We start from the raw sequence: 25,822 nt of genomic DNA on the forward strand, positions 1-25,822 counted from the left end.
GGAGACGGTGCACCACTCAGATAGTGAAATCGCAATCCACGCAACAGAAGTCGCTTCGGCGGTGATCCGGTCTGCCTTCCACGCTCCGCTCACTCGCTACGCCAAACAAGGCGACGATTTCGCCACGCAGGCCGATATCGCGGCCGAGAAAGCCATCCTCGACGTCCTCGCGACCGAATGTCCGGGCGACCGGTTCGTCGCCGAGGAATCGGGCGTCACCGGCTCTGCCCGCAGCGATCGGACGTGGTTTGTCGATCCACTCTGTGGCACCAGGAATTTCGCTGTCGACACCGCGTTCGTGGCGGTCAATGTCGCGCTGCGCGACGGCGACGCCGTGACAGTGGCGGCGACCGCCGACCCGTTCGCCGACGAAGTGTTCTGGACGGCGGGGCAGGGCGCGTTCCTGCGCACCGAGGGCCGCGACGAGCCGTTGCGCCCGCACTCGGGAAGCCATCTCGTCGATGTCGACCTCGACCACCCGTTCCCCTGGTCGACCCCGGCGCGGCTCTTCGACGCCGAAGGCTTTGCGGGAGAATTCCATCCGCGGGTCTTATCGACCTCGTTAGCCCTGGTCTGGGTGGCGGCCGGGCGTCGCGCCGCCTACATCACCGGTGGCGATCTGCGCGACAGCGTGCATTTCAGCAGCGCGATCGCGGTATGTCAGGCGGCGGGCTGCGTGGTCACCGGTCTCGCCGGGCAACCGCTGCACACCGCGCCACACGGGCTCATCGCGGCAGCGGACGCGCCGACCCATGCGCGGCTGGTCGAGGCGGTGGCGGGGCTGCGCGCCGGGTGACGCTGGGGTGCATCGCAATCGGGCGCATCTCACAGACCCCGATTGTCTGTGTCTCAGAGTTTCCTCAACATCACTGGGTAGCGTCCTCGCCGTGGCATCGAGGCCTGCGCTGTGTGGCGCCGGTCCTCCGCCGTCGCCCAGAGGGCGAGATTCCGACCCGACGTAAGGACGAGTGGATGAAGTTTCGTAGGACCGGACGAGTCGCGATCGCAGGATTGGCTGTGGTCGCCGCGCTCGGCCTGAGTGCGTGCAGTGACGACAAGGGCGACAAGCCCGCGCCCAAGACCACCACCAGCGCCAAGGCTCAGGGTTCGGCAACCGCGGACCTGCCGGCGGTGCCGACGGTCGAACAGCTCAACGCGCAGCTCACCACCGCGCTGGATCCGGCGGTCCCCAACGACCAGAAGCTGGACTTCGTCCAGGGCATCGAGGCCGACCCCGAGCTGCCGAACCGCCTGGCCCAGGCCGTCCAGGACAACAACGTCCAGGTGCAGGTCACCGAGGTGACCTCCTTCGGTGACAGTGTCAACGCCAAGGCCAACTTCACCGTCAACGGCCAGACCAATGTCGTCGACGTGCCGTTCGTGGCCGAAGAGGGCAAGTGGAAGGTCCAGAAGTCGTGGGCCTGCGGCATGCTGACCAACCTGGGTCAGACCTCGGTCGCCTGCGCCTGATCGTCGTCGCTCGAGCCCCGTCCGTCTGCCGGACGGGGCTTTCGCGTCTCGGGACTGCGCCGGTTCCCGTGCTGTCAGCGGCGCAGTGCCGCCCGATCGGGGTGATCCCAGCGAACGGTCCAGGTCGCTTCCTCGGGATTGTCGGCAGTGTGATCGCGCACAGCGGGCAGCGTCCATCGCTGCTCGGCGGGTGTACGCCGTAGCGCCGCCTGCTCACTCAATTCCAGGCGGATCGCGAGATCGAAATCCAGACCGCGACCGAGCAGCATCGGCCCCGCGAGCACCAGCACCAGATCGGCCTGCGCGGACCGAATCGCCGCTCGCGCCGACCTGTCGCGCGCCTCGTCCCACAGCGCGGGCAACCAGCGCCCTTCGGTGCGGAGAACGTCGAGGATCTCGCGGCGCATCGCCTCGTAGTCGAACCATGCTGTGCGATAGGACCATTCGTCATCGTGCCCGTATTCCATGCGTAGCGACGCGGGTCGCACGTAGTCGTGCACCGACACCACTGCCGCCGATCGCCCCCGGTCGGTGAGCGTCTCGACGATCCGGCGGCCCAGTTCCACCGGCGCGGCGGCATCGGCGCCGTCGACCGCGAGCACCCGCCGCCCCGGCAGCTCGACGAGCCGGTCGGCGACGAGCCGGGCGAGGGCGGCGGGGGAGGTGGGAGTGAACGTCGGCACCGGACCATCTCAGCAAATTCCGGGCCGCTGTGCAGAGCCGGACATACCGCCCGGTCGGCAAGGCGATAATCTCGAGCGCATGGCGACAATCGAAGAGGCGCTCGCGATCGAGCGGCTGGAGCGCGACATCTTCCGCGGTGCTTCCACGGAGTCCCAGCTACCGCGCACCTTCGGCGGTCAGGTGGCCGGGCAGGCACTGGTCTCGGCGGTCCGTACCGTCGACCCCAGCTTCCAGGTGCATTCCCTGCACGGCTACTTCCTGCGACCGGGCAATCCGGAGGAACCCACCGTCTACCTGGTGGAACGCATCCGCGACGGCCGGTCGTTCTGCACGCGGCGGGTCACCGGCGTGCAAGACGGGCAGGCGATATTCACGATGTCGGCCTCGTTCCATCACGGTGACGAAGGGCCCGAACACCAGGACGTGATGCCCTCGGTCGAAGGTCCCGACGACCTGCCCGATGCCAGCGTGACCATGACCCCCGAGCGGCTGTGGGCCATGCGTGAATGGGAGCACTGGGACATCCGCACGGTCCCGCAGGAGCAGGTCGTCGCCCGCGACGGCGCCGTCTCCCCACAGCAGGTGTGGTTCCGGTACCGGCACCCGCTGCCCGACGACCCGATGTTCCACGTCTGCACGCTGGCCTACATGAGCGATATGACGCTGCTCGGCTCGTCGAAGGTGATCCACCCCGACGAACCGACCCAGAACGCGTCACTCGACCACGCCATGTGGTTCCTGCGCCCGTTCCGTGCCGACGAATGGCTGCTCTACGACCAGTCCTCACCCTCGGCCGGTTTCGGTCGCGCGCTGACCGGCGGCAAGATCTGGGACCGCGAGGGCAACCTGGTCGCCGCTGTCGTCCAGGAAGGTCTGATCCGCACACCGCGCCAGAAGTGAGCGTGAGCGGGCCCACATCGGGCGCGCTCGTAAGCTCAACGGCTGTGAACGCAACCTCGACCCCCGCCCGGCCGACCATCGGTGTCCTCGCGCTGCAGGGTGACGTGCGTGAACACGTTGCCGCGCTGGAGCACTGCGGCGCCGATCCGGTGCTGGTGCGGCGCGAGTCGGAGCTGGCGGCGGTCGACGGGCTGGTGCTGCCCGGTGGCGAGTCGACCGCGATCTCCACGCTGTTGCAGGCGTTCGACCTGCTGGAACCGTTGCGGGCGCGGCTGCGCGACGGGCTGCCCGCGTTCGGGTCGTGTGCGGGCATGATCCTGCTCGCCTCGGAGGTCCTCGACACCAGGGCCGACGCCCAGCACCTGTCCGGCATCGATATGACGGTGCGGCGCAACGCGTTCGGTCGGCAGGTCGATTCCTTCGAGACCGATCTGGACTTCACCGGCCTCGACACGCCCGTGCGCGCGGTGTTCATTCGCGCGCCGTGGGTGGAGCGGGTGGGCGACGGCGTCGAGGTGCTGGCGCGGGTGCCGCACGGCCCCGCCGAGGGCCGCATCGTGGCTGCCAGGCAGGGCAATGTGGTGGCGACCTCGTTCCATCCCGAGGTGACCGGCGATCTCCGGGTGCACGAACTGTTCGTCGACCTGGTTCGCGCGGCGCGATAAAGCCCGCGTCGGCGGGCGTGGCGGACGGTGAGTAGGCTGGATCGAGCTTGTCCGCCCGGGCAGACGCGCAACCGACTTGAAGGAAGTAGGGCATGAGCGGCCACTCCAAATGGGCCACCACCAAGCACAAGAAGGCGGGAATCGACGCCAAGCGCGGCAAACTCTTCGCCAAGCTGATCAAGAACATCGAGGTGGCGGCCCGCACTGGTGGTAGTGACCCTGCGGGCAATCCGACGCTGTTCGACGCCATCCAGAAGGCGAAGAAGACATCGGTCCCCAACGACAACATCGAGCGCGCCCGCAAGCGCGGCGGTGGTGAAGAGGCCGGCGGCGCCGACTGGCAGACGATCATGTACGAGGGCTACGGGCCCAACGGTGTGGCCGTGCTGATCGAGTGCCTCACCGACAACCGCAACCGCGCCGCGGGCGAGGTCCGGCTGGCGATGACCCGCAACGGCGGCAACATGGCCGACCCGGGTTCGGTGTCGTACCTGTTCGCCCGCAAGGGCGTGGTGACGCTCGAGAAGAACGGCCTGTCCGAGGACGACGTCCTCGAGACGGTGCTCGACGCGGGCGCCGAAGACGTCAACGACCACGGCGACGTCTTCGAGATCATCTCCGAGCCCGGCGATCTGGTCGCGGTGCGTTCGGCCCTGCAGGCCGCGAACATCGACTACGACTCCGCCGAGTCCGGTTTCCAGGCGTCGGTGTCGGTCGCGGTCGACGCCGAGGGTGCCCGCAAGGTACTCAAGCTGGTCGACGCGCTCGAAGACAGCGACGATGTGCAGAACGTGTACACCAACGTCGACATCTCCGACGAGGTCGCCGCGGAACTCGACGACGAGTAGATCGTTTTCCGTCGAACCCGCCCCGGCCGTGAATTCGGCCGGGGCGGTTCACGTTTCGGCTAGGACGCCCGCTGCTGGTAGTAGCCCGACATCGACGGGTAGTAGTCGGCGAAATCCGGTCGTTCGGTGTGCGTGCAAGCCGCGACGAACATGTCCGCGTAGTACTCCCACCCCGGACCGATCTGCGGGATCTCCGCCAGCTGATATTCCGACGTCAGATGGTGGACCAGGCGCAGTTCGGTGGCCGCGCCGGTGTCGAGCAACGTCACCTCGAGCCGCCACAGGCCGATCTGGTCGGTCGAGGAGACGCCGAGGTGGATCGGTGGGTTGCAGTCGTCGATGCGCATCGCCGACCACGGTTCACCCTCCTCGAACCGCATCTGCACCTGGATGGTGTTGCCGGTCCCCGCCTCGCCCTCCCAGGTGCCGTACCACCCCGAGGTCAGATGCGGATCGGTCAACCGTGCCCACACCTCCTCGATCGGCAACCCCAGCGACCTGGTGATCACCAGGTCTCGCCCGTCGGGCGTCGCGACGATGTCACCGGTGGGTATGGCCATGCGTGGTTCTCCTCGCCTCGGACGGACCGACCATGCCTGCTCACTCGACCGTACCCGTGGACGAGGTCGACGCCCCGGCACAATGAGGATCATGACGCGAATCGAGACGGTCCGGGGCGACATCACCGAGCAGCAGGTGGACGCGGTGGTCAACGCCGCGAACTCCTCGCTGCTCGGCGGTGGTGGCGTCGACGGGGCGATCCACCGCAAGGGCGGTCCGCAGATCCTGTCGGAATGTCGCGACCTGCGCGCCTCGCACTACGGCAAAGGCCTGCGTACCGGCCAGGCGGTGGCGACCACCGCGGGCCTGCTCCCCGCCCGCTGGGTGATCCACACGGTCGGCCCCGTGTGGTCGGCCACCGAGGACCACTCCGAGCTGCTCGCCTCCTGCTATCGCGAATCCCTGCGCGTGGCAGACGAATTGGGAGCGGCGACCGTCGCGTTCCCGGCGATCTCCACCGGCATCTTCGGCTGGCCGATGGATGACGGCGCGCGGATCGCCGTCGAGACGGTCCGCGCGGCCGAGACCCGCGTGACACAGGTGCGGTTCGTGCTGTTCGACGATCCTGCCCTGGAGGTCTTCACCACCGCGCTCGGATAGCGGCGACAAGGTGTCGGACCCCGGTGGCACACTCGCGGGCATGGCGGAAACCACTGTGCCGTTTCGGGTTCGGATCCCGATTCGGGTGTCCGATCTCGACCCGCAACTGCACGTCACCGGTTCGGCGTATCAGCAGTTCGCCGATCACGCGCGGTTCGCGTGCGTGACCGAGGCGGGGGTCTCGGTGCCGGACCTCCTCGCGGCGGGGGTGGGGCCGGTCAATCTCGAGCTGAACGTTCGCTATCTGCGGGAGTTGCGCGCGAACGACACGGTCGAGGTCGACTGCCGGTGGGAGTGGGGGCAGGGCAAGACTTATCGGGTGGAACACACACTCACCAGGGATGACGGTGCGGTCGCCGCGACGGTGTCCTATGTGAGCGGCCTGCTCGACCTGTGGACGCGCAAGCTGGTCGCGGATCCGGCCCGGGTCTGGGCCGAACATGCCGGCGATCCGGCACTGCTCGGGCTCCCGTCGCGACCGGTGTGAGGGTCGTGTCGCTGGTCGGCCGGAACGCGGGGATGCTCTAGACTTTCGAACAACTGTTCGTGTCTTCGAAGGGGTGGCCGGTGCGGGTGATGGGCGTCGATCCGGGGCTTACCCGGTGCGGGCTCAGCATGGTGGACAGCGGACCGGGCCGGAAGGTGGTCGCCCTCGACGTGGGGGTGGTGCGGACCCCGCCCGACGCTGAGCTGGCGTTGCGGTTGATGGCCGTCGCGGATGCCGCCGAGGAGTGGATGGATACGCATCGGCCCGAAGCTGTCGCGATCGAGCGGGTGTTCGCCCAGCACAATGTGCGGACCGCGATGGGCACAGCGCAGGCCGGTGGGGTGATCGCGCTGGCCGCGGCGCGGCGCGGGATCCGGGTGGCGTTCCATACGCCCAGTGAGGTGAAAGCGGCCGTCACCGGCAACGGTGCGGCGGACAAAGCACAGGTCACCGCGATGGTGACGCGGATTCTCGGATTGCAGGTCGCGCCGAAACCAGCCGATGCCGCCGACGCGCTCGCACTGGCGATCTGTCATTGTTGGCGGGCGCCGCTGATGGACCGGATGGCGGCCGCGCAGGCACAGGCGGACGAGGTCCGCCGCCGCTACGAACAACGGCTCGCCGAACAACGGAAGGTGGTGCGCGGGTGATCGCGTCGGTACGCGGGGAGGTACTCGAGATCGCGCTCGATCATGTGGTGATCGAAGCCGCGGGCGTCGGGTATCGCCTCAACGCCACCCCTGCCACACTCGCCGGGCTGACCCGCGGCGAGCAGACCCGCCTCTACACGGCGATGATCGTGCGCGAGGACTCGATGACCCTGTTCGGGTTCGCCGACACCGAAGCGCGCGAACTGTTCGGGCTGCTGCAGACCGTCTCCGGCGTCGGCCCCCGGTTAGCGATGGCGGTGCTCGCCGTGCTCGAACCCGAAGCACTGCGAAAGGCGCTGGCCGAGAGCAACGTCGCCGCGCTGACCAGGGTCCCCGGCATCGGCAAACGCGGCGCCGAGCGGATGGTCGTCGAACTGCGCGACAAGGTGAACCAGGTGGCCGTTCCCACCGGTCCGCCCGGTGCGGAAACGCCGAGTACCCCGGTGCGCGAACAGGTTTCCGAAGCGCTCGTCGGCCTCGGGTTTCCGGCCAAGCAGGCCGAACAGGCCGTCGACGCCGTCCTCGCCGACCAACCCACCGCCACCACCTCGGTGGCGTTGCGCGCGGCGCTCGGCCTGCTCGGCAAGAACAGGTAGACCGTGGACGAAGACTTCGACACCTTCGCCGAGACCGACGAATCCGACCTCACCGCCCGGTATCTCAGCACCGACGGCGAAGCCGAAACCGGGCTGCGTCCCACCTCGCTCGACGAGTTCATCGGCCAGCCCCGCGTGCGCGAACAGCTGGCGCTGGTCCTGCGTGGTGCGCGTCAGCGCGGCGCCACCCCCGACCATGTCCTGCTGTCGGGACCACCCGGCCTCGGCAAGACCAGCATGGCGATGATCATCGCCGGCGAACTCGGCACCGCCCTGCGCATCACCTCGGGCCCCGCGCTGGAGCGCGCGGGCGATCTCGCCGCCATGCTCTCCAACCTGGTCGAGGGCGACGTCCTGTTCATCGACGAGATCCACCGCATGGCCCGCCCGGCCGAGGAGATGCTGTATCTGGCGATGGAGGACTTCCGCGTCGACGTGGTCGTCGGCAAAGGCCCCGGCGCGACCTCGATTCCACTCGATATCGCCCCGTTCACCCTGGTCGGCGCCACCACCCGCTCGGGCGCGCTCACGGGTCCGCTGCGTGATCGCTTCGGTTTCACCGGGCACATGGACTTCTACGACCCTGCCGAGCTGTTGCAGATCCTCACCCGCTCGGCCCGGATTCTCGGGGTGCAGATCGACCACGACGCCGCCGCCGAGGTCGCCGGACGCTCACGGGGCACGCCACGTATCGCCAACCGGCTGCTGCGCCGGGTTCGCGACTACGCCGAGGTCAGGGCGGACGGCATCATCACCCACCCCATCGCGATGGCGGCGCTCGAGGTCTACGACGTCGACGCGCTCGGCCTCGACCGGCTCGACCGCGCCGTCCTCGGTGCGCTCGTGCGTGGATTCGGTGGGGGACCGGTGGGTGTATCGACCCTGGCCGTCGCCGTCGGCGAGGAAGCGGCCACCGTGGAAGAGGTCTGCGAACCCTTCCTGGTCCGCGCCGGACTCGTCGCCCGCACACCCCGCGGCCGGGTGGCGACCGCGGGCGCCTGGGAACATCTCGGTCTGGTGCCGCCGCCCGACCTGGTCATCGGTGCCATCGAAGTGCGTGGACGCGAACCGCAACCGAGCGCCGACCGCTTCGACTGAGATAGCGCGCCTCCGGGCGGGCATCGCGCCGCAACGTCGTCTACTGTCGATTCGGTGGCAGTCCTAGAGGTGGTGCAACGACTCCCCGAGCCGTTGCGTTCCCTGCTCTTGAAGCATCGGGAACTCCTGAAATTCGCCGTGGTCGGTGCGATCACCTGGTTCATCGACACGGGCGTTGTGTACGCGGTGAAACTGACGGTGCTCGGCGACAAGCCGCTCACCGCGCGCCTGCTCGGGGCGCTGATCGCGACGATCGCCTCCTACATCCTCAACCGCGAGTGGTCGTTCAACGCCCGCGGCGGCCGGCAGCGCAGTCACGAAGCGGCCCTGTTCTTCGCGGTCAGCGCCCTGGGCATCGTGGTCACCATGATCCCGCAGGCGCTGTCGCTCTACGCGCTGAATCTGCGTGTGCCGCACGTGGATCCGACGGTTCAGATGGTCGCCAACTTCATCTCGGGACAGATCCTCGGCGTCCTGCTGGCCATGGCGTTCCGCTTCTGGGCCTTCCGCCGCTACGTGTTCCCCGACGACCTGCGCGAAGCCGAACTACACAGCATCCAAGGGTAGGAACCGGCGCAGCCGCGGATGGCGGTTTTCGGCCGCCTTGATCTGGACTGACCGAAGGGTGCGACGAAGGAGTGCCCGTAGGGAGGGAAGATCAAGGTTCCCAGGCCGAAAACCAGCGGCGCCAGCCGCAAAAATTATTGTCGGCGCTCGGGGTGTTCCAGCGCGGTGATCACCAGGTCGATGAAGGCGTCGACTTCTTCGCGGGCGTAGCCGCGGGTACCGAGGCGGGTATCGGTGAAGCGGACGCCGCGCACATCGGCGGTGGTGAGGCTGCCGGGGCCGTTGTGGGCCAGGGTCGCCGCGACCAGGTCGAGGAAGGCGTCGACCTCTTCCTCGTGGTAGCCGCGCCTGCCGACGGCGGACTGGGTGAACCGCATGCGGTGCACATCGTCGGGCGTGAGCATCTCGGCGACATCGTCGCCCGCGCGCGCCGCCGGAACGGGGGCGCCGCCCTTCTGGCGATGTTCGAGCTCGGTGCGCACCCGGTCGAGGAAATCGTCGACCTGATCGGCCTGATAGCCGCGACCGCCGAAGCGCGGGGCGCCGAAGTGCACGTGGCGGATGTCGTCGGCGGTGAGCGCGCCCTGCCCGTCGAGGGTGGCCGAAACCCGTTCCAGGAAGGCGTCGACCTCGTCTGCGTGGTAGCCGCGATGCCCCAGGGTTGGCATGGCGAAGTGGGTGCGGCTCACATCGTCGGGCGTCACAGCGGTCATTGTCTCAGGATTGCCCTTCTATCCCACGGCTTTTCGTTATCGGGCAGCGGCGCGCACGCCATCGATGAACAGCCGCCGCACGGCGTGACTGTACACCGACATCGATGCCGGATCAGGGGTTCGCATCCCCGCGACCAGCCCGGCGACGATCATGCCGAGTGCCGCCTTGGCGGTATTGGCGGTATCGATATCGGCGCGCAGGTAGCCGACGCGCACACCGTGATCGAGGTAGCGCGTCATGAGGATCTCGGTGGCGTCGACGAGGCCGTACACCCGGTCGGTGAGCTCGTCGTCGATGCCGGTGGCGTGGAACAGCAACAGGTGCGCGGTGCGCGGATCGTCGAGCAGGACGCGGTTGAGTGAATCGCTGAGCCGGTCGATCAGCGCGGCGTATTCCTCGATGGTGGCGGCGCTCTCGGGCTCCATGTCGTTGTCGAGCGTGCCGAAGATGCGCCCGCTCACCTCGTCGATGACATGGTCGATGATGTCGCGCTTGTTCGCGAAGTAGCGGTAGAAGGTGCCGTGTCCGATGCCCAGACGCGTGGCGATATCGGCGATTCCGGTGGCGTGATAGCCCTTCTCGGCGAAGCAGTCGAACGCGGTATCGATGATCTCCCTGCGCAATTCGGCTTTGCGCTGGTCGATTCGCGAGGGTGGCTTCGTCACCTTGACGATGTTACATTCGCTGTAATCAGAATGACGTGTCATTCTGAGACAGGAGCATTCTCGATCTCAGTGTGGAGGTTCGGCGTGGTACCTCAGTTCGACGCGGTCGTGGTCGGAGCGGGTTTCGGTGGCATCGGTGCCGGTATCGAGCTCGACCGGCTCGGGTTGCGCGATTTCGTCATCCTGGAACGGGAGGACGACCTGGGCGGCACCTGGCATGTGAACAGGTATCCGGGTCTGGCGGTCGACATCGCCTCGGTGACCTACTCCTATTCCTTCGAGCCCAACCCGCGCTGGACCCGCTTGTTCGCGCCCGGCGCCGAGCTGAAGGCATACGCCGAGCACGTGGCCGACAAATACGATCTGCGCAGGCGGATGCGGTTCGGGACCGTCGTCGACGGTGCGCGCTGGGACGCGGAGAACCAGCAGTGGGTGGTGACGATCGCCGGCGGCGAGACGCTGACCGCGCGCTATCTGCTCGCGGCGACCGGGTTCCTGTCCCAGCCCTACACGCCGCCGTTCCCCGGCATCGAGTCCTTCGCGGGCAAGATCATCCACACCACCGACTGGGACGCCGATTACGACCTGACCGGTCGCAAGGCCGCCATCATCGGCACCGGCGCCACCGCGGTGCAGCTGGTGCCCGAGGTCGCGAAGAAGGTCGACGAGCTGACCGTGTTCCAGCGGACCCCGATCTGGGTGGTGCCCAAGGTCGACGCGCCGATTCCGGGGGTGGTGCGGGAATTGTTCGACAAGGTCCCGTTCACGCAGAAGGCGGCTCGGCTCGTCAACACCGGCATGCTCGAGGCGCTGATGGTTGTCGGCGTGCTGCACTACAAGCAGGCCAAACCGTTGAACCGGGCGGCCGCCGCGATGGCCAAGGCGCACCTGTTCGCGCAGGTGCGTGATCCCGAGACCAGGGAGAAGCTCACCCCGCACTACGACTTCGGCTGCAAGCGCCCGACGTTCTCCAACACCTATTTCAAGACGTTCAACCAACCGCACGTGCGGCTGGAAACGAACTCGATCGACCATGTGGAACCCGACGGCATCGTCACCGCCGACGGCCACAAAACCGAGATCGACACCTTGCTGCTGGCCACCGGCTTCAACCTCTGGGACGTGAACTTCCCGGCCATCGAGATCATCGGCCGCGACGGTGTGAACCTCGGGAAGTTCTGGCGCGACAACCGTTTTCAGGCCTACGAGGGCATCACCGTGCCCAAGTTCCCCAACTTCCTGAGTCTCAACAGCCCCTACTCCTACAGCGGGCTGTCGTACTTCACCACCATCGAAGCCCAGATGAAGCACATGGGCAGGTTGTTCGCCGAGCTGTTCCGCCGTGGCGAGCAGACCTTCGAGGTCACCGAAGAAGCCAACGCGGAATTCCTCGACCGGATGACCGACAAGCTGGGTTCCTCGGTCTTCTACGGCGGAGACTGCTCATCCGCGCGTAGCTACTACTTCAACCAGCACGGGGAAGCGGCACTGCTGCGCCCGACCAGCACCGCCGCCGCGCACCGCGAGGCTGTCACCTTCCCGCTCGACGATTACACCTACGGCAGCATCGCCTGAACCCCCTCGGCCCCGGTTCGCGCGCCCGCCGGACCGGGGCTGTTTCACGTGCGCGTCGGTGTCCGGTGTGTCGCCGCGGCGGGGAACTGGCAGACTGTCAGGCGTACTTGCACGTCCACCACTGACTAGGGACTGACTTCGACGATGGACTTCCTGTTTCCGCTGCTGATCCTGGCCCTGCTCGTGCCGATGTTCTTCGGTATCCGCAAACAGAAGCGGGAGGCCGAGAAGGTCTCGACGATGCAGGAGGCCTTGAAGGTCGGTGACGCTGTCGTCACCACCTCGGGTCTGTACGGCACTGTCGTCGATCTCGACGAGGACACCGTCGACCTGGAGATCGCCGAAGAGGTGGTCACCACGTGGCTGCGCCAGGCGATCCGCGAGGTGCGCGCCGACGAGCAGACGGTCGAGGAGACCCCCGAGGCCACCGACGCCCCCGTCGAGGAAGTCGTGGAACAGACCGAGACCCGGCTGACCAAGGACTGACCAGTCCCTTTTCCCGCCCGGGCGCACTGGCGTTGCGGGCCGGGCACCGTTGTGCCCACCGATCCAGCCTCGACTTCCCGCCTAGGAGATGACCTGCTGTGCCACCTTCCCAAGGATCGGCGCATCCGTTCCGGCTGCTCGGCGCCTACGCCGCGCTGCTGGCCGTGATCTACGCGCTGGTGTTCTTCACCGGTGACCATTCCCCGTCGGCCAAGCTCGGCATCGACCTGCAGGGCGGTACTCGCGTCACGTTGACCGCGCGGACCCCCGACGGCAACAAGCCGAGCCAGGACAGCCTGAAGAAGGCGCAGGAGATCATCGAGAGCCGTGTCAACGGTCTCGGCGTCTCCGGCTCCGAGGTGGTCATCGACGGTGACAACCTGGTCATCACGGTGCCCGGTGAGGACAGCCAGCAGGCACGCGCGCTGGCCACCACCGCCAAGCTCTACATCCGCCCGGTGCTGTTCGCGACCGAGCCGCAGGCAGGCGGCGCGGCTCCGCCCGCGACCGGTACCGCGCCACCGGGTGGCACCGCGCCCCCCGCGGCCACGGAGACTCCGGCACCGGTGCCCGGTGAGTCGACCGCGCCCGCCGAAGGCGCGACCCCGCCCGCCGAGGGTGCGACGACCCCGGCTCCGCAGTCGCGGGTGTTCCCCGCGCAGGCACCGCCGACGCCGACGCCGCCGCCCGGTGGGCTCACCACCCAGCAGCAGCAGGCCAAGGAGATCGCCGACGCCAAGGCGCTGCGTCAGAGCACTGATCAGCAGGTTCAGCAGGTCGCCGTGGCGGCGATGGACTGCACCAAGCCCGACCCGCTGACCGGTAACGACGATCCGACGCTGCCGCTGGTCACCTGCTCGCAGGACGGCACCGAGGTGTTCCTGCTCGGCCCGAGCCGCATCGACGGCCAGGAGATCGCCGACGCGACCTCCGGCCTGAACTCGCAGCAGGCCCGGCACGAGGTGAACCTCGAGTTCAAGTCGGCCGGTGCCGACGCCTGGTCGAAGCTGACCGGTGAGTACGTCAACAAGCGAGTCGCGTTCGTGCTCGACTCGAAGGTCGTCAGCGCGCCGCAGGTGCAGCAGGGCCCGCAGCTGGGTGGCCGTACCTCGATCTCGGGCAGCTTCACCGCCGACAGCGCGGCCGAGCTGGCCAACACGCTGAAGTACGGTTCGCTGCCGCTGTCGTTCCAGACCTCCGAAGCGGAGACGGTCTCGGCGACGCTGGGCCTGTCCTCGCTGAAGGCGGGTCTGCTGGCCGGCGCCGTCGGCCTGATCGCGGTGCTGCTGTACTGCCTGCTCGTGTACCGGATGCTCGGCCTGCTGGCCGGGTTCTCGCTGATCGCGGCCGGTGTCGCGGTCTACGGCATCATCGTGCTGCTCGGGCGGTGGATCGGGTTCACCCTCGACCTCGCGGGTATCGCCGGTCTGATCATCGGTATCGGTTTGACGGCCGACTCGTTCGTGGTGTTCTTCGAACGCATCAAGGACGAGATGCGCGAAGGCCGCAGCTTCCGCTCGGCGGTGCCGCGCGGTTGGCAGCGAGCCCAGCGCACCAACCTGTCCGGTAAGACGGTCAGCTTGATCGCCTCGGTCGTGCTGTACCTGCTCGCCGCCGGTCAGGTGAAGGGCTTCGCCTTCACCCTCGGTGTCACCACAGTCCTCGACGTGATCGTGCTGTACCTGGTCACCGCACCGCTGCTGATGCTCGCCTCGCGCTCGCCGTTCTGGGCCAAGCCGTCGGTGAACGGACTCGGCTCGGTTCAGCAGATCGCCAGGGAACGCGGCCAGGCCAGGTCGAAGGAGATGTCACGATGAGCAACGACAACCCCACCGAGGAATCGGTGAACCTGGACTCCTACGAGCCCACGCAGGGCCCGAAGCACGGGTTCTTCGAGCGTCTCTACACCGGCACCGGCGGCTTCCCCATCGTCAGCAGGCGCAAGTTCTTCTACACGCTGTCGGCGGTGCTGCTGCTGATCTCGCTGCTCAGCATCGGGGTGCGCGGTTTCACCCTCGGTATCGACTTCGAGGGCGGCTCGCGTATCCAGATCCCCGCGGCCGAGGGCGTCACCACCCAGGAGGTGGAAGACGTCTACTCGCAGGCGCTCGGCCACGGACCGGTGTCGGTGCAGAAGGTCGGCTCCGGGGACGCGGCCACCATCCAGGTGCGTTCGGAGACGCTCGACCTGGAACAGATCGACCAGCTCCAGACCGCGCTCTACGACGAATTCCAGCCCAAGGACTCGTCGGGGCAGGTGAGCCGCAACGCCATCAGCATCGCCGAGATCAGCGAGACCTGGGGCGGGCAGATCACCCAGAAGGCGTTGATCGCGCTGGCGGTGTTCGTGCTGCTGACGATGGTCTACATCGCCATCCGCTTCGAACGGGACATGTCCATCGCGGCGATCGTGTCGCTGTTCTTCAACCTGTTCGTGACGGCGGGTATCTACTCGCTGGTCGGGTTCGAGGTGACACCGGCCGCGGTGATCGGTCTGCTCACGATTCTGGGCTACGTGCTCTACGACAACGTGGTGGTGTTCGACAAGGTCGAGGAGAACACCCGTGGCGTGCTGCACCTGAACAAGCGCACTTACGCCGAACAGGCCAATCTGGCCGCCAACCAGACGCTGATGCGCTCGATCAGCACCACCGTGATCGGCATCCTGCCGATCATCGGCATGCTGGTGATCGCGGTGTGGTTGCTCGGGGTCGGCACGCTCAAGGACCTCGCGCTGGTGCAGCTGGTCGGCATGATCGTCGGCGCCTACTCCTCGATCTTCCTCGCCGTGCCGGTGCTGGTCTCGATCAAGGAACGCTGGGGCCCGGTGGCCGCGCACACCAAGAAGGTCCTGGACAAGCGCGCCGGTGTCGGTGCGGGCGCTCGGGTTCCGGTGGGCGCTTCGGCCGCCCGTGGCGCGCGACCGACCGGCAGCGGTGCGCCGCGGCCGGGGTCGCGTCCGAGTGGGAAGCGGCAGCAGAGAAGGCACTGACGACCGACTAGCAGGGGGTCTCATCATGCGACGCAGCACGATTCGACTGATCACCGTGCTCGCCACGGCGGCTGTGACCACCTCCGTGGTGGCCGGGTGCTCGACCAAGAACCAGGTGCCTTCCATCGGGTACGCGGTCGACGCCGCGGTCGCCAGCTACAACGGCGCGAGCACGCTCGGCGCCAGCAGCGGCGCCGCGGCGGTGTTCGGCCGGGTGCTGACCGGGTTCTTCTACACCGGACCCGACGGGCAGCAGGTGGCCGACACCGACGTCGGCACGGCCAAGGAAGTGCCGGGCGAGACGCAGACGGTGCAGTACCGGCTCAACCCGGACGGGGTGTACTCCGACGGGGTGAAGACCTCCTGCGACGATCTGGTGCTGGCGTGGTCGGCGCGCTCGGGCAAGTTCACCCGCCCCGGCGACCGTGGGCCCGTCTCGTTGTTCGACGCCGCGAGCACCGTGGGCTACGACGAGATCGAACGGATCGACTGCCAGCCCGGATCCAAGGACGCCACCGTGGTGTTCCGGCCGGGCAAGCACTACCTGCCGTGGCGGACGCTGTTCACCGCGGCCGAGGTGATGCCCGCCCATGTGGTGGCGCAGGCGGTGGGTGTGCCGAACGTGGTGAACGCCCTGCAGACCGGCGACGGCGCGGTGATCGGCCGGATCGCCGACTTCTGGAACACCGGCTGGACTGTGAAGGCCGGGGCGCTCGACCTGACGAAGTTCCCGTCGTCGGGGCCGTACCGGATCGAATCCTTCAGCGCGAAGGACGGTTTGGTGCTGGTCGCCAACGAGAAGTGGTGGGGTCACCCGCCCGAGACGAAGCGGATCGTGGTGTGGCCCAAGGGCACCGACTTCGCCGCCAAGGCGAAGGAGAACGCGCTCGGGGTCGTCGATCTCGGGGCCGGGTCGGTCGCGGATCTGAAGCTCGACGGTTTCGACGAGCAGACGGTGGCGAGCCGTAGCGCTGAGCAGCTCGTGCTCGCCACCGGTGGGGTGTTCTCACGGGTGGAGGTGCGCCGGGCGTTCGCACAGTGTGTGCCGCGCCAGGCACTGTTCGACACGCTGGGTAAGGCGGGTGAGCCCGCGCCGCACGGCCTCGGCGCGGGTGTGCTGAACGCCCATGTGGTGCAGCAGGATTCGCTGTACTACCCGGCGGTGATCGGCGGCGCCGATCGGTATCGCGGCGCCGACATCCCCGCGGCCACCGCGACGTTGGCGTCCTCCGGCACGGCGCAGCCGACGGTGCGGATCGGGTATCAGGGTCCCGATGCCCGCCGCGCGCAGACCGTGGCGATGATCGCCGAGACGTGCCGCGGCGCGGGCATCACCGTGGTCGACGCGGGTTCGCCCGACTTCACCCCGGTGAAGCTCCCCGAGGGCGCGGTCGACGCGGTGCTCGGCGGAACCGGCGCGGTGCCGGGGCCCGCGGGGTCGAGCGAGGGTGTTGTCGCGTTCGCCGCGTTGCGGGCAGGTAGCGGCCTCGATTTCGGTGGCTTCGCTAACGGTCGCTACGATGCGATCACCGATCAGCTTGCGGGCGAAGCCAACTCGACCGCGACGCTGAACCTGCTGACCGAGGCCGAGAACCTGCTGTGGGCGCAGCTACCGAGCATTCCGTTGTTCGCGACGCCGCGCATCATCGCGTTCGGCAACGGGATGCAGAACGGGATCGCCGGGCCGACACAGGCCGGTACCGGCTGGAACATGGATCGCTGGGTGTTGCAGCGATGAGCGCACGTGATGAAAGAGGGTTGATGAGCAAGCACGCGGTGGTCGAGTCCGACGATCAGGCCAGTGAGCGCACCGCCGAGGCGGCCGCCGCGGTCACCCGGCTGACCCGCTGGCACGACGACTTCCCCACGCCGGGTGTGCGTTTCGCCGATCTCACTCCCGTGTTCGCCGACGCAGTCGGCTTCCGCGCGGTCATCGACTGCTTCGCCGCCATCGCCCCCGACGCCGACCTCGTGGCAGGTGTCGACGCGCGTGGCTTCCTGCTCGGGGCGGGCGTCGCCGCGACGCTCGGCACCGGCGTGCTCGCCATCCGTAAGGGCGGCAAGCTCCCGCCGCCGGTCGTCTCACGCGAGTACAAGCTCGAATACGGTTCCGCCGCACTGGAAATCCCCGCCGACGGCGTCGACCTCGAGGGCAAGCGGATTCTGCTGCTCGACGACGTCCTCGCCACCGGCGGCACCCTCGCCGCCGCGGCCGCCCTGTTCAAGGAGGTCGGCGCCGAGGTGGTCGCCGCCGCCGTGGTGATGGAACTCGAGTTCCTGAAGGGCCGCGAGCACCAGGGTGACTACCCGGTGAGCTCGATCGTCAAGATCTGACTCAGCGCGCTGCCCGCAGCATCGGCCACAGCGTCGGGCCGCCCGGGATCTGCAACTCGCCGGTGACGACGAAGCCGAAGCGTTCGTAGTACGGGACGTTGACCGGGTTGCTGGACTCCAGATAGGCGACGGCGTGCTCGGCGTCGACGCGGTCGAGCCGGCTGTGGAGCAGGGCGCTCCCGTAACCTCCGCCCCGGACATCGGGGGCGGAGCCGAGCATCGCCAGATACCAGTGTGGTTCGGTCGGATGGTTCTTCTTCAGCAGGTCACCCACCTGTTTGCCGGCCAGTGTGCGGCGGCCGAACGCGCGCCAGATACCGGGCAGCGTGCGAAGTTCGGTCAAGGGTGACGGGTTCTGATGGTGCGGTGGGGTCCACAGGGCCACGCCGCCCACCGTGCCGTCGGGGCGCAGTGCGAGGTCGGAGGCGTCCGCCGGTAAGAAGAGGTGGCGCGCCATCGTGGCGAAGAACCGGGGCAGGCCGGCGGCTCGCCGATCCGGGTCCGGCAGGATCCAGCTCATCACCGGGTCGTGCTGGAACGCCGCGGCCAGCGTCTCGGCCACCGCGTCGACATCGTGCCGGGCCGCCTTGCGCACCACAATCGTCGCCATCGCACTCCTTCGATCCGGGTTCGCCTACGAGATGGCGACTCGCGTCCAGGCTAGCTTTTCCATGACGGGCCTCACAGGAGGGAAAAAAAGGGGTGGCGCGTCGGGGTAGCTCGGTGTTATCAATGAAGGGTCTTGTTCCCGGCGATCGGAGCCATGCGTTGATTTCTTGAGGTAGCGCTCTCGGACGGTCCGCATTCTGCGCACCGTGTTTCCGTCGCACCTCCAGGGGATCCGCATGACCTCTCTTTCCTTTTCCGATCTCACCTTTCACTGGCCGGATGGCACCGCTGTCTTCGACGGGCTCAACGCTGTCGTCGGGCCCGGTCAGATCGGTCTCGTCGGCAGCAACGGCGCCGGCAAATCGACGCTGTTGCGGCTGGTCGCCGGGGAACTGAAGCCGGTGCGTGGGTCGATCTCCGTGCCGGGCAGCCTCGGCTATCTCCGGCAGGACCTGGGCATGCAGACCGGTCAGCGGGTGGACGCGGTGCTCGGTATCGCCGAGGTACGCGGCGCGCTGCACCGCATCGAGAGCGGCACCGGCGAGCCCGCCGACTTCGACACGGTCGGCATGTCCTGGCAGGTCGAGGACGAGGCTGTCGCACTGCTCGGCAAGCTCGGGCTCGACTACGTCGCCAAGTCGGTCGACGACCTCGACCGCACCCTGGACACCCTCTCCGGTGGCGAAACCGTGCTGCTGGGCCTGGTCGCCGAACTGCTGCGCGAACCCGACGTGCTGCTGCTCGACGAACCGACCAACAACCTCGACGCGGTCGCCCGCGGGCGGCTCTACGAGGTGATCCGGCAGTTCGCGGGCACCGTGATCGTGGTCAGCCACGATCGCGAACTGCTCGATCGGATGGACGGCATCGCCGAACTGCGCGCGGGCGAAATCCGCTCCTTCGGTGGTGGTTTCGGCGACTACGAGCGGATCATCGAGGCCGAGCAGGAAGCGGCGCGCGCCGCCGTTCGCGATGCGCGCAGCGATGTGCGCAAGCAGGCGCGCGAACTCGTCGACGCCCGAACGAAACTGGACCGGCGGGCGCGCTTCGCGCAGAAGATGCAGGACAACAAGCGGGTACCGAAAATCGTCGCGGGACTGCGCAAGAACGCCGCGGAGGTATCGGCGGGCAAACTGCGCAACTCCCACATCGACAAACTCGACTCCGCCCGCGAAACCCTTGATCACGCCGAGGAATTGGTGCGCGCGGACCGGGAGATTCGCGTCGAGCTCCCCGGCACCAGGCTGTATCCGGGACAGGATGTGCTCGACCTGCGGCAGGTCGAGCTGGCCAACGGTCCGGTGGTCGACCTGCGCGTGAGCGGACCGGAGCGGATCGCGTTGACCGGGCGTAACGGCGCGGGCAAAACCACCCTGCTGCGTCGGATCGTCGCCGAGGGGCCGAAGGTTTCGTGGCGGTTGTTGCCGCAGCGTCTCGATGTCTTCGACGAAACGCGAACGGTGTTCGAGAATGTCGCCGCCGCGGCACCGCACGCGACACCGGAACAGATCCGCGGTCAGCTCGCGCGCTTCCTGTTCCGCGGCGCCGACGCCGACGTCGCGGCCGCCGCGCTCTCGGGCGGCGAACGACTGCGCGCCGCCCTGGCCACCCTGCTGCTCGCCGAACCGGCCCCCAGGCTGCTGATGCTCGACGAGCCCACCAACAACCTCGACCTGCCCAGCCTGGCTCATCTGACCCAGGCACTGGCGAGTTTCGAGGGTGCGTTGATCGTGGTGAGCCACGACGAACGCTTCCTCGACGACATCGGGGTCACCCGCAGGCTCGAGCTCACCCCGGACGGCCTGGTCGAAGACGGACCGGTGGCTACCGCCCAGAACTCGCGGCCCGGCGCACCGCTCCCGGATACCGGAGCAGATTCGGGCCCAACCACACCGCCACCGCGGTGAGCGCGAGCCAGGGGCGCAAGTGTGGGCGCATCCGCCGGATGCGGCCGTCGGAATCGAGGTCGAGCACCATCGCCTCGGTCATCCGGAAAGGCCCGAACCTGGCCTCGCCCAACAGGACTCGGGTGTCGCCGGTGCCGAGTGTGTCGGTCCATCGCAGATCGCTGACCGCGCGATAGACGAGGGTGAGCAAAGGGGCGAGGTCGGTTCGGCCACGGAAGACGAGCCGCCCCGACACCGGTGAGATGAGTTCGGCATCGTCGGTCAAGGTGTCGAGCAGGGCGGGGATGTCGTTGTCGGTGGTCGCGCGCCGGAATCGGGCGACCGAATCGGTGGACACCGGATCGGCAAGGGCGTCGGGCATGGGAACTACACCTTCCTCTATGGCGAATCCTCCAGGTGCCTCCCGACCGTAACCAGCTGACTTGCAGAAAGCAATGGACTACCCTAGGTGCTGTGGCAAAAGTGGACCTCGCCGATATCGCGTGCTCGATCGCCCGTACCGTCGGCATCGTGGGGGAGCGGTGGACTCCCCTGATCCTGCGCGACCTGTTCCTCGGCATCAGCCGCTTCGAGGACCTGCGTCGAGACCTCGGCATCGCGTCCAATGTGCTGACCGATCGTCTTCGCACCCTGTGTGACCACGGGATCGTGGAAACCAGGGTGTACCAGGAGAACCCGACCCGCACCGAGTACGTCCTCACCGACCGCGGTCGCGATCTCTACCCGATCCTGACCATGCTGCTGGCGTGGGGGGATCGCTGGCTGGCCGGTGAGGACGGGCCGCCGCTGTCGGTGGTCCACCGCGACTGCGGTCGGGTGACCGAGGGCGTCGTCGTCTGTCGAGCATGCGCCGCTCCGCTCACCTCGGACAATGTCACCTGGCATGCCGGTCCGGGCGGTCGGTCCGGTCCCGGTGTCGTTCTCGTCGCTACGCGCTTGACGCCGCTGCCGGACGGCACTGCCTCCTGCTGATCAACTCGGACGAATTCGCCCCAGCGCCTTGACGATCGTTGTTTTGGTTGAATAGACTAAAACAACGATCAAGGCGAGAGGGCGTGGTTCGGATGGGGTACGGAAACTGGGATGACACCGCCTACCGGGCGGGCAAGACGTATCGGGCGCGGCAGGGGGTGGACGATTTCGGGTACACGGCCGAGATGCGGGCGAAGCCGTATGACACGTGGTGCGCGCATCCCCTGCTCGACCCCTTCGGAGTCGGCAAGCGCGAGTGCCGGGACTCGGCCGAGCACGGGAACTCGCTGCCGGTGGCCGTGCTGTTCGATGTGACCGGGTCGATGGGCCGGGTGCCGCGCATCATGCAGGACAAGCTGGGAAAACTGCACGGGCTGCTGAAGAACAAGGGGTACGCGCAGGACCCGCAGGTGCTGTTCGGCGCGATCGGCGACGCCGACACCGACCGGGTGCCCTTGCAGGTCGGGCAGTTCGAATCCGACAACCGGATGGACGAACAGCTGCGGGCGATCCTGCTCGAGGGCGGCGGTGGCGGACAGAAGTCCGAAAGCTATGAGCTGGCCGCCTATTTCATAGCCGAGCATGTCGCGACGGACGCCTGGGACAAGCGCGGCAAGAAGGGGTATCTGTTCCTGATCGGCGACGAGCTGAACAAGCCTCGCCTGGCCGCCCGGCACATCAGGGCGGTGATCGGCGATCATGTGCGCCGCGACGTGTCCGTCGAGTCGATCTACCGCGAACTCGAGCAGCGCTGGCACGTGTACTACATCCTGCCGAATCAGTCGTCGTACTACCGGGATCCGGAGATCGCCGAACACTGGCGGGCGTTGCTCGGGCAGAACTTCCTGAAACTCGACGACCCCGGCGCGGTCTGCGAACTGATCGCGCTGACCATCGGATTGGGCGAGGACCGGGTCGATCTCGACACCGGTCTGGCCGATCTGCGCGACGTCGGATCGAGTGACGAGGCCGATGCGGTCGGCCGGGCGCTCGGCTCGAAGTCCGGCCCGACGCCGCGCGCGCTGCCGCCGGGGCGATGAGCCCGATGTTCGGCGGCCGCCACCTCGTCGTCGTCGATCTGGGTTTCGGTGACGCGGGCAAGGGCGCCACGGTCGATTGGTTGTGCTCGCCCGAGGCCGATCTCGGGGTGGCGGCCGTGGTGCGGTTCAACGGCGGTGCGCAGGCCGCGCACAACGTCGTGGCCGACGGTCGCCACCACACCTTCGCGCAGTTCGGATCGGGGACTTTCTCGGGGGTCCCGACGCTGCTGTCGCGGTGCATGCTGGTCGAGCCGATCGCGCTCGCCGCCGAGTCCGAACAGTTGGCGGCGCTCGGTGTTCACGACCCGCTCGGCCTGCTCGCCGTCGACGGCCGCGCCCTGCTGACCACACCGATCCACATCGCGGCGAACCGTGCGCGCGAGGACGCGAGGGGTACTTCGCGGCACGGTTCCTGCGGCCGTGGTATCGGTGAAACAGCCTGGTACGCACTGGAGAACGACGCGCCGACCGTGGCCGACTGCCGGGCGCCGGCCGTGCTGCGCGCCAAACTGGATCGGCTCGCGGCGCACTACGAGGACCTCATCGGCCCGAGCGTGCACGGGTACGAATCGATCGATGCCCTGGTGGCGATGTACGGCGATTTCGCGCGAGCCGTCCGCATCACCGGTGATGAGGAACTCGCCCGGACCGCGCACGATGGGCGATTGGTGTTCGAGGGCGCGCAGGGTGTGTTGCTCGACGAGTGGCGCGGCCTGCACCCGCACACCACCTGGTCGACGGTCGAGCCACGCAACGCCCGCGCCATGATCCGCGACATCGGCGGAACCGCCGCGGTTCTCGGCGTCACCCGCACCTATATGACCCGGCACGGCGCGGGTCCGCTGCCGACCGAAGCGCCGCTCGGTTTTCCCGAACCGCACAACGGCACCGGGCATTATCAGGGTGCGTTTCGGCAGGGACACCTGGATCCGATCCTGCTGCGCTACGCCGTCGACGTGTGCGGCGGGATCGACGGGCTGGTCGTCAACCACCTCGACATGCCCGGAACCCTCCGCGCCGCACAGGCATACGAGACGCCGGCGGGCAGATCGGCCGAACTGGTCCCCGGCCGGTGGCGTGATCTCGATCACCAGCAGCGGCTCACCGGCCAGCTCTTCGCTGCGACACCGATTCTCGTGCCGATCGACACCGACCCGGCAGCGTGGCTGGCCGAGCGGTTGCGGGTACCGGTGGTGCTGACCGGGCACGGTCCGGATCGGCGCGACCGCGCTGTCGCGGCTTCCGTCGCCGGCCGGAGGGAGCGGCCCGCCGATGTCGGTGGGCAGGGAAGAATCGGAGCATCCGTACCGTGAACCGCGGTATCGGCCGGTGACAACGCACTGCGCCCGGAGCAGAGCAGCTCGAGGCAGGATGGGATGACGTGGAGCAATCCGTTGTGTCGATCGATGTGGTGACCCTGCGGTGCTGGGATGCCGACAGCGGCGTCCGGATCGGCATCGCCCCCCGTGAGTTCGAGCCGTTCACCGGCGAACTCGCGCTACCAGGTGTGCTGCTCGGCCGCGGCGAACGTCTCGTCGACGCCGCCCGGCGCGCCGTCCACACCAAACTCGGGGTGCCGGCCGCGGCGATCGGCGCGGTCGGCCAGCTCGTCACGTTCGACGAACCACACCGCGACCCGCGCGGGCCGACGCTGGCGATCGCGATGTGGGCGGTGGTCGCCGAGCACGAGGGACCCGCGGAGTGGGTGGGCTTCGACGAGGTCCCGCCGCTGGCGTTCGACCACAATCGCATCGTCGATACCAGCCGTGCGTTGCTGGCCGGACTCCTGTGGAAGGACGCGACGCTCACCCGAGCACTGGCGGGCACCGAGTTTCCCGCCACCCGCGCGGTCGATCTCAGTACCTCGCTCCACGGCATACGTCCCGACCCGGCCAACCTCAACCGCACGCTCGCCGCGATTCCGGGGCTCGGCCGGACCGGTGAACGTCGCCGGGTGAAAGCCACCGGGCGCCCCGCTGTGGTGTGGGCGTTCGACGTCGACGGAAACTGAGCCGCGGCGAACGGATTTCCGACTCGCGCTCGGTGCTGCCATCGGTGAGATCGCTTGCCTGCGGCAGTATTTCGGCGTGCGCGCCGAGGCGGCGGAATTCCGATCGCCCGTTCGGTCGACCTGTGGTTCGCGGGTTGTTCAGCGAGGCGTCCGGTGCGTGCGAAACCGATGAAACGTCGATGAACACCGTCGCGTCGGCCTCACCGCGACGGCGCCGATCCCGCATCGTGAGGACATGCGCGAGATGTCGGCTCCGGCGAAAGTGCTCGCGGCGCTGGTCACCGCGTTGGTGACGATTCCGCTGGTGGGATCGACGGCAGGCTCGGTGGCGGCGTTCGACGACGTGGGGGCGAGGGTCGACGCGGCGGCCGCGTTCGGTGCTCCGCGGCGCGGGGTGGGCGAGGTGGTGAACAAGGTCGTCGTCATCGGGATCGATGGGCTGATGTTCGACAAGGCCGATGCGGCACAGGCGCCGCGATTGCGGCGCCTCGCCGCGCAAGGGCTGCTGTCGCAGGGGAACATCGCGGGGCACATCACGATTTCCGGGCCGTCGTGGGCGAGCGCGCTGACCGGGGTGTGGGACACCGAGCACGGGATCACCGGCAACGAATTCGACGCGAGTCCGTTCGTGGCGCACCCGAGCGTGTTCACCCGGATCGAACGGGCCGACCCCGCTCGGCACACGGTGTCCATCGGCACCTGGCACCAGATCGCGACGATCGCCGCCACCGGTGACCGGCGCGCCGACATCGCCCTCACCACCGCACCCGTCGCCGACGATCCCGACGAGTCGGCCACCGACGCCGCGACGGCCACCGAAGTGGTGTCCGCGATCGAGCGTTCCGGCCCCGATCTGGTCTTCACCCACCTCGACCAGATCGACCTGGCCGGCCACCAGCACGGCGGTGCGTCCCGCGCCTATCTCGCCGCGATTCGCCGGGTGGACGGGCTCGTCGGCCAGATCGTCGCGGCGGTCGACCAGCGCGCGCACGCTCATCCCCACGAACAGTGGACCGTCCTGGTCACCACCGACCACGGCCACCTCCCGACCGGTGGCCACGGTGGTCAGACCCCCGCCGAAACCGCCAACTTCGTCATCGCCCGCGGCCCCGACTTCACCCCGGGCACCGTGACCAGCGCCCACACCCTGGTGGACCTCACGCCCACCGTCCTCGACCTCCTCGCTGCCCCGCCCGGCCGTCTCGACGGCCACAGTCTTCGCGCCCGCCCGACGCCAGGCGATGAGCGCTGACAGGTTCGCCCTATCCGCAGGCCCGGAAACTCACTACGCTGCCCGGGAACAACCGGCAGAAACCGCGAAGAGGCGGATTAGCCGCAGGCCTGTGACCCCGGTGACTCGAACACCAGGTCGGTACGAGGACTAAAGTGAG

General features: G+C 68.2%; 29 protein-coding genes. 23 read left to right on the forward strand and 6 right to left on the reverse strand.

All coding sequences use genetic code 11. From position 1 onward, the window contains the following. Positions 1-7: 7 nt before the first annotated feature. Positions 8-796, forward strand: a complete 789-nt coding sequence (locus ACFTS5_RS02715) for an inositol monophosphatase family protein (RefSeq protein WP_378626883.1) — start codon at positions 8-10, stop codon at positions 794-796. Between the two features lie 176 nt (positions 797-972). After that, entirely contained in the window at positions 973-1,470 is a 498-nt protein-coding gene (locus ACFTS5_RS02720; RefSeq protein WP_378626884.1) for a hypothetical protein, read from the forward strand. 74 nt (positions 1,471-1,544) lie between these two features. Here the strand turns inward: ACFTS5_RS02720 and ACFTS5_RS02725 are convergent, their stop codons facing one another. Further along, complete coding sequence (locus tag ACFTS5_RS02725) at positions 1,545-2,153, reverse strand: hypothetical protein (RefSeq protein ID WP_378626885.1); 609 nt, start codon at positions 2,151-2,153, stop codon at positions 1,545-1,547. 79 nt (positions 2,154-2,232) lie between these two features. Between ACFTS5_RS02725 and ACFTS5_RS02730 the strand changes: the two genes are divergently transcribed. From ACFTS5_RS02730 to ACFTS5_RS02740, 3 genes are all read left to right on the forward strand, one after another. Beyond that, entirely contained in the window at positions 2,233-3,054 is an 822-nt protein-coding gene (locus ACFTS5_RS02730) for an acyl-CoA thioesterase (protein WP_378626887.1), read from the forward strand. A 44-nt stretch (positions 3,055-3,098) separates the two neighbouring features. Next, positions 3,099-3,719: a pyridoxal 5'-phosphate synthase glutaminase subunit PdxT gene (pdxT, locus tag ACFTS5_RS02735; RefSeq protein ID WP_378626888.1), complete on the forward strand. Its 621-nt coding sequence runs from the start codon at positions 3,099-3,101 to the stop codon at positions 3,717-3,719. A gap of 92 nt (positions 3,720-3,811) precedes the next feature. Beyond that, entirely contained in the window at positions 3,812-4,567 is a 756-nt protein-coding gene (locus tag ACFTS5_RS02740) for a YebC/PmpR family DNA-binding transcriptional regulator (RefSeq protein WP_378626890.1), read from the forward strand. A gap of 59 nt (positions 4,568-4,626) precedes the next feature. On the opposite strand, the gene ACFTS5_RS02745 is transcribed toward ACFTS5_RS02740, so the two are convergent. Next, positions 4,627-5,127: an SRPBCC domain-containing protein gene (locus tag ACFTS5_RS02745; protein ID WP_378626892.1), complete on the reverse strand. Its 501-nt coding sequence runs from the start codon at positions 5,125-5,127 to the stop codon at positions 4,627-4,629. Between the two features lie 91 nt (positions 5,128-5,218). Here ACFTS5_RS02745 and ACFTS5_RS02750 point away from each other — a divergent pair, with 91 nt between their 5' ends. The 6 genes from ACFTS5_RS02750 (at position 5,219) to ACFTS5_RS02775 (ending at position 9,126) form a co-directional block, all read left to right on the forward strand. Further along, positions 5,219-5,728: an O-acetyl-ADP-ribose deacetylase gene (locus tag ACFTS5_RS02750; RefSeq protein ID WP_378626894.1), complete on the forward strand. Its 510-nt coding sequence runs from the start codon at positions 5,219-5,221 to the stop codon at positions 5,726-5,728. A 40-nt stretch (positions 5,729-5,768) separates the two neighbouring features. Next, positions 5,769-6,215 carry an acyl-CoA thioesterase gene (locus ACFTS5_RS02755; RefSeq protein WP_378626896.1) on the forward strand — a complete coding sequence of 149 codons (447 nt, stop codon included), beginning with the start codon at positions 5,769-5,771 and terminating at the stop codon, positions 6,213-6,215. Positions 6,216-6,295: 80 nt separating this feature from the next. Continuing rightward, positions 6,296-6,865: a crossover junction endodeoxyribonuclease RuvC gene (ruvC, locus tag ACFTS5_RS02760; protein WP_358063405.1), complete on the forward strand. Its 570-nt coding sequence runs from the start codon at positions 6,296-6,298 to the stop codon at positions 6,863-6,865. Then, positions 6,862-7,461, forward strand: coding sequence for a Holliday junction branch migration protein RuvA (gene ruvA / locus ACFTS5_RS02765; RefSeq protein ID WP_378626898.1), 600 nt, complete (start codon positions 6,862-6,864; stop codon positions 7,459-7,461). The genes ruvC and ruvA overlap by 4 nt, the downstream gene beginning before the upstream one ends. Positions 7,462-7,464: 3 nt before the next feature. Then, the gene (ruvB, locus tag ACFTS5_RS02770) at positions 7,465-8,559 is read left to right on the forward strand and encodes a Holliday junction branch migration DNA helicase RuvB (RefSeq protein ID WP_378626900.1); all 1,095 of its coding nucleotides are present in this window, start codon (positions 7,465-7,467) and stop codon (positions 8,557-8,559) included. 54 nt (positions 8,560-8,613) lie between these two features. Next, on the forward strand, positions 8,614-9,126 hold the full coding sequence (locus tag ACFTS5_RS02775) for a GtrA family protein (protein WP_378626902.1): 513 nt from the start codon (positions 8,614-8,616) through the stop codon (positions 9,124-9,126). A 134-nt stretch (positions 9,127-9,260) separates the two neighbouring features. Here the strand turns inward: ACFTS5_RS02775 and ACFTS5_RS02780 are convergent, their stop codons facing one another. After that, positions 9,261-9,839: a DivIVA domain-containing protein gene (locus tag ACFTS5_RS02780; protein ID WP_378626903.1), complete on the reverse strand. Its 579-nt coding sequence runs from the start codon at positions 9,837-9,839 to the stop codon at positions 9,261-9,263. 36 nt (positions 9,840-9,875) lie between these two features. Then, the gene (locus tag ACFTS5_RS02785) at positions 9,876-10,505 is read right to left on the reverse strand and encodes a TetR/AcrR family transcriptional regulator (RefSeq protein ID WP_378626905.1); all 630 of its coding nucleotides are present in this window, start codon (positions 10,503-10,505) and stop codon (positions 9,876-9,878) included. An 84-nt stretch (positions 10,506-10,589) separates the two neighbouring features. On the opposite strand from ACFTS5_RS02785, the gene ACFTS5_RS02790 reads away from it, so the two are divergent. The 6 genes from ACFTS5_RS02790 (at position 10,590) to ACFTS5_RS02815 (ending at position 17,892) form a co-directional block, all read left to right on the forward strand. Next, a complete protein-coding gene (locus ACFTS5_RS02790) occupies positions 10,590-12,080 on the forward strand; it encodes a flavin-containing monooxygenase (protein ID WP_378626907.1) in 1,491 nt (496 codons plus the stop codon). 144 nt (positions 12,081-12,224) lie between these two features. After that, positions 12,225-12,566 carry a preprotein translocase subunit YajC gene (yajC, locus tag ACFTS5_RS02795; RefSeq protein ID WP_378626909.1) on the forward strand — a complete coding sequence of 114 codons (342 nt, stop codon included), beginning with the start codon at positions 12,225-12,227 and terminating at the stop codon, positions 12,564-12,566. A 98-nt stretch (positions 12,567-12,664) separates the two neighbouring features. Beyond that, positions 12,665-14,383: a protein translocase subunit SecD gene (gene secD / locus ACFTS5_RS02800; protein WP_378626911.1), complete on the forward strand. Its 1,719-nt coding sequence runs from the start codon at positions 12,665-12,667 to the stop codon at positions 14,381-14,383. Beyond that, the gene (gene secF, locus ACFTS5_RS02805; RefSeq protein WP_378626913.1) at positions 14,380-15,558 is read left to right on the forward strand and encodes a protein translocase subunit SecF; all 1,179 of its coding nucleotides are present in this window, start codon (positions 14,380-14,382) and stop codon (positions 15,556-15,558) included. Before secD ends, secF begins: the two co-directional genes overlap by 4 nt. Before the next feature lie 25 nt (positions 15,559-15,583). Then, positions 15,584-17,296 carry an ABC transporter substrate-binding protein gene (locus ACFTS5_RS02810; protein ID WP_378626915.1) on the forward strand — a complete coding sequence of 571 codons (1,713 nt, stop codon included), beginning with the start codon at positions 15,584-15,586 and terminating at the stop codon, positions 17,294-17,296. Between the two features lie 23 nt (positions 17,297-17,319). Next, positions 17,320-17,892 (forward strand): adenine phosphoribosyltransferase, encoded by a 573-nt coding sequence (locus ACFTS5_RS02815; RefSeq protein ID WP_378626917.1) that lies wholly within the window; start codon positions 17,320-17,322, stop codon positions 17,890-17,892. 1 nt (position 17,893) lies between these two features. On the opposite strand, the gene ACFTS5_RS02820 is transcribed toward ACFTS5_RS02815, so the two are convergent. Next, complete coding sequence (locus ACFTS5_RS02820; protein WP_378626918.1) at positions 17,894-18,502, reverse strand: GNAT family N-acetyltransferase; 609 nt, start codon at positions 18,500-18,502, stop codon at positions 17,894-17,896. 235 nt (positions 18,503-18,737) lie between these two features. Between ACFTS5_RS02820 and ACFTS5_RS02825 the strand changes: the two genes are divergently transcribed. Next, entirely contained in the window at positions 18,738-20,408 is a 1,671-nt protein-coding gene (locus ACFTS5_RS02825; RefSeq protein WP_378626920.1) for an ABC-F family ATP-binding cassette domain-containing protein, read from the forward strand. Here ACFTS5_RS02825 and ACFTS5_RS02830 read toward each other — a convergent pair. Beyond that, positions 20,326-20,769, reverse strand: a complete 444-nt coding sequence (locus ACFTS5_RS02830; RefSeq protein ID WP_378626922.1) for a nuclear transport factor 2 family protein — start codon at positions 20,767-20,769, stop codon at positions 20,326-20,328. The two genes, ACFTS5_RS02825 and ACFTS5_RS02830, sit on opposite strands and share 83 nt — an antisense overlap. 92 nt (positions 20,770-20,861) lie before the next feature. Between ACFTS5_RS02830 and ACFTS5_RS02835 the strand changes: the two genes are divergently transcribed. The 5 genes from ACFTS5_RS02835 to ACFTS5_RS02855 all read left to right on the forward strand — a co-directional run bounded on the left by ACFTS5_RS02835 (position 20,862) and on the right by ACFTS5_RS02855 (position 25,683). Beyond that, on the forward strand, positions 20,862-21,380 hold the full coding sequence (locus tag ACFTS5_RS02835) for a winged helix-turn-helix transcriptional regulator (RefSeq protein ID WP_378626923.1): 519 nt from the start codon (positions 20,862-20,864) through the stop codon (positions 21,378-21,380). 92 nt (positions 21,381-21,472) lie between these two features. After that, positions 21,473-22,420 (forward strand): hypothetical protein, encoded by a 948-nt coding sequence (locus ACFTS5_RS02840; protein WP_378628306.1) that lies wholly within the window; start codon positions 21,473-21,475, stop codon positions 22,418-22,420. Beyond that, entirely contained in the window at positions 22,417-23,733 is a 1,317-nt protein-coding gene (locus tag ACFTS5_RS02845) for an adenylosuccinate synthetase (RefSeq protein ID WP_378626924.1), read from the forward strand. Before ACFTS5_RS02840 ends, ACFTS5_RS02845 begins: the two co-directional genes overlap by 4 nt. 68 nt (positions 23,734-23,801) lie before the next feature. Next, on the forward strand, positions 23,802-24,431 hold the full coding sequence (locus tag ACFTS5_RS02850) for an NUDIX hydrolase (RefSeq protein ID WP_378626926.1): 630 nt from the start codon (positions 23,802-23,804) through the stop codon (positions 24,429-24,431). A gap of 235 nt (positions 24,432-24,666) precedes the next feature. Beyond that, positions 24,667-25,683, forward strand: coding sequence for an alkaline phosphatase family protein (locus ACFTS5_RS02855; protein WP_378626928.1), 1,017 nt, complete (start codon positions 24,667-24,669; stop codon positions 25,681-25,683). The last annotated feature ends 139 nt before the right edge of the window (positions 25,684-25,822 follow it).

It is taken from the genome of Nocardia sp. NPDC056952 (genome assembly GCF_042674185.1).
Classification (GTDB): domain Bacteria; phylum Actinomycetota; class Actinomycetes; order Mycobacteriales; family Mycobacteriaceae; genus Nocardia.

What these genes read in the sequence shown, in the direction of transcription:
- ACFTS5_RS02720 (WP_378626884.1), top strand. Translation starts at nt 973, where the DNA reads ATGAAGTTTCGTAGGACCGGACGAGTCGCGATCGCAGGATTGGCTGTG.
- ACFTS5_RS02730 (WP_378626887.1), top strand. Translation starts at nt 2,233, where the DNA reads ATGGCGACAATCGAAGAGGCGCTCGCGATCGAGCGGCTGGAGCGCGAC.
- ACFTS5_RS02740 (WP_378626890.1), top strand. Translation starts at nt 3,812, where the DNA reads ATGAGCGGCCACTCCAAATGGGCCACCACCAAGCACAAGAAGGCGGGA.
- ACFTS5_RS02745 (WP_378626892.1), bottom strand. Translation starts at nt 5,127, where the DNA reads ATGGCCATACCCACCGGTGACATCGTCGCGACGCCCGACGGGCGAGAC.
- ACFTS5_RS02750 (WP_378626894.1), top strand. Translation starts at nt 5,219, where the DNA reads ATGACGCGAATCGAGACGGTCCGGGGCGACATCACCGAGCAGCAGGTG.
- ACFTS5_RS02755 (WP_378626896.1), top strand. Translation starts at nt 5,769, where the DNA reads ATGGCGGAAACCACTGTGCCGTTTCGGGTTCGGATCCCGATTCGGGTG.
- ACFTS5_RS02780 (WP_378626903.1), bottom strand. Translation starts at nt 9,839, where the DNA reads ATGACCGCTGTGACGCCCGACGATGTGAGCCGCACCCACTTCGCCATG.
- yajC (WP_378626909.1), top strand. Translation starts at nt 12,225, where the DNA reads ATGGACTTCCTGTTTCCGCTGCTGATCCTGGCCCTGCTCGTGCCGATG.
- secF (WP_378626913.1), top strand. Translation starts at nt 14,380, where the DNA reads ATGAGCAACGACAACCCCACCGAGGAATCGGTGAACCTGGACTCCTAC.
- ACFTS5_RS02810 (WP_378626915.1), top strand. Translation starts at nt 15,584, where the DNA reads ATGCGACGCAGCACGATTCGACTGATCACCGTGCTCGCCACGGCGGCT.
- ACFTS5_RS02815 (WP_378626917.1), top strand. Translation starts at nt 17,320, where the DNA reads ATGAGCAAGCACGCGGTGGTCGAGTCCGACGATCAGGCCAGTGAGCGC.
- ACFTS5_RS02820 (WP_378626918.1), bottom strand. Translation starts at nt 18,502, where the DNA reads ATGGCGACGATTGTGGTGCGCAAGGCGGCCCGGCACGATGTCGACGCG.
- ACFTS5_RS02825 (WP_378626920.1), top strand. Translation starts at nt 18,738, where the DNA reads ATGACCTCTCTTTCCTTTTCCGATCTCACCTTTCACTGGCCGGATGGC.
- ACFTS5_RS02830 (WP_378626922.1), bottom strand. Translation starts at nt 20,769, where the DNA reads ATGCCCGACGCCCTTGCCGATCCGGTGTCCACCGATTCGGTCGCCCGA.
- ACFTS5_RS02840 (WP_378628306.1), top strand. Translation starts at nt 21,473, where the DNA reads ATGGGGTACGGAAACTGGGATGACACCGCCTACCGGGCGGGCAAGACG.
- ACFTS5_RS02845 (WP_378626924.1), top strand. Translation starts at nt 22,417, where the DNA reads ATGAGCCCGATGTTCGGCGGCCGCCACCTCGTCGTCGTCGATCTGGGT.
- ACFTS5_RS02855 (WP_378626928.1), top strand. Translation starts at nt 24,667, where the DNA reads ATGCGCGAGATGTCGGCTCCGGCGAAAGTGCTCGCGGCGCTGGTCACC.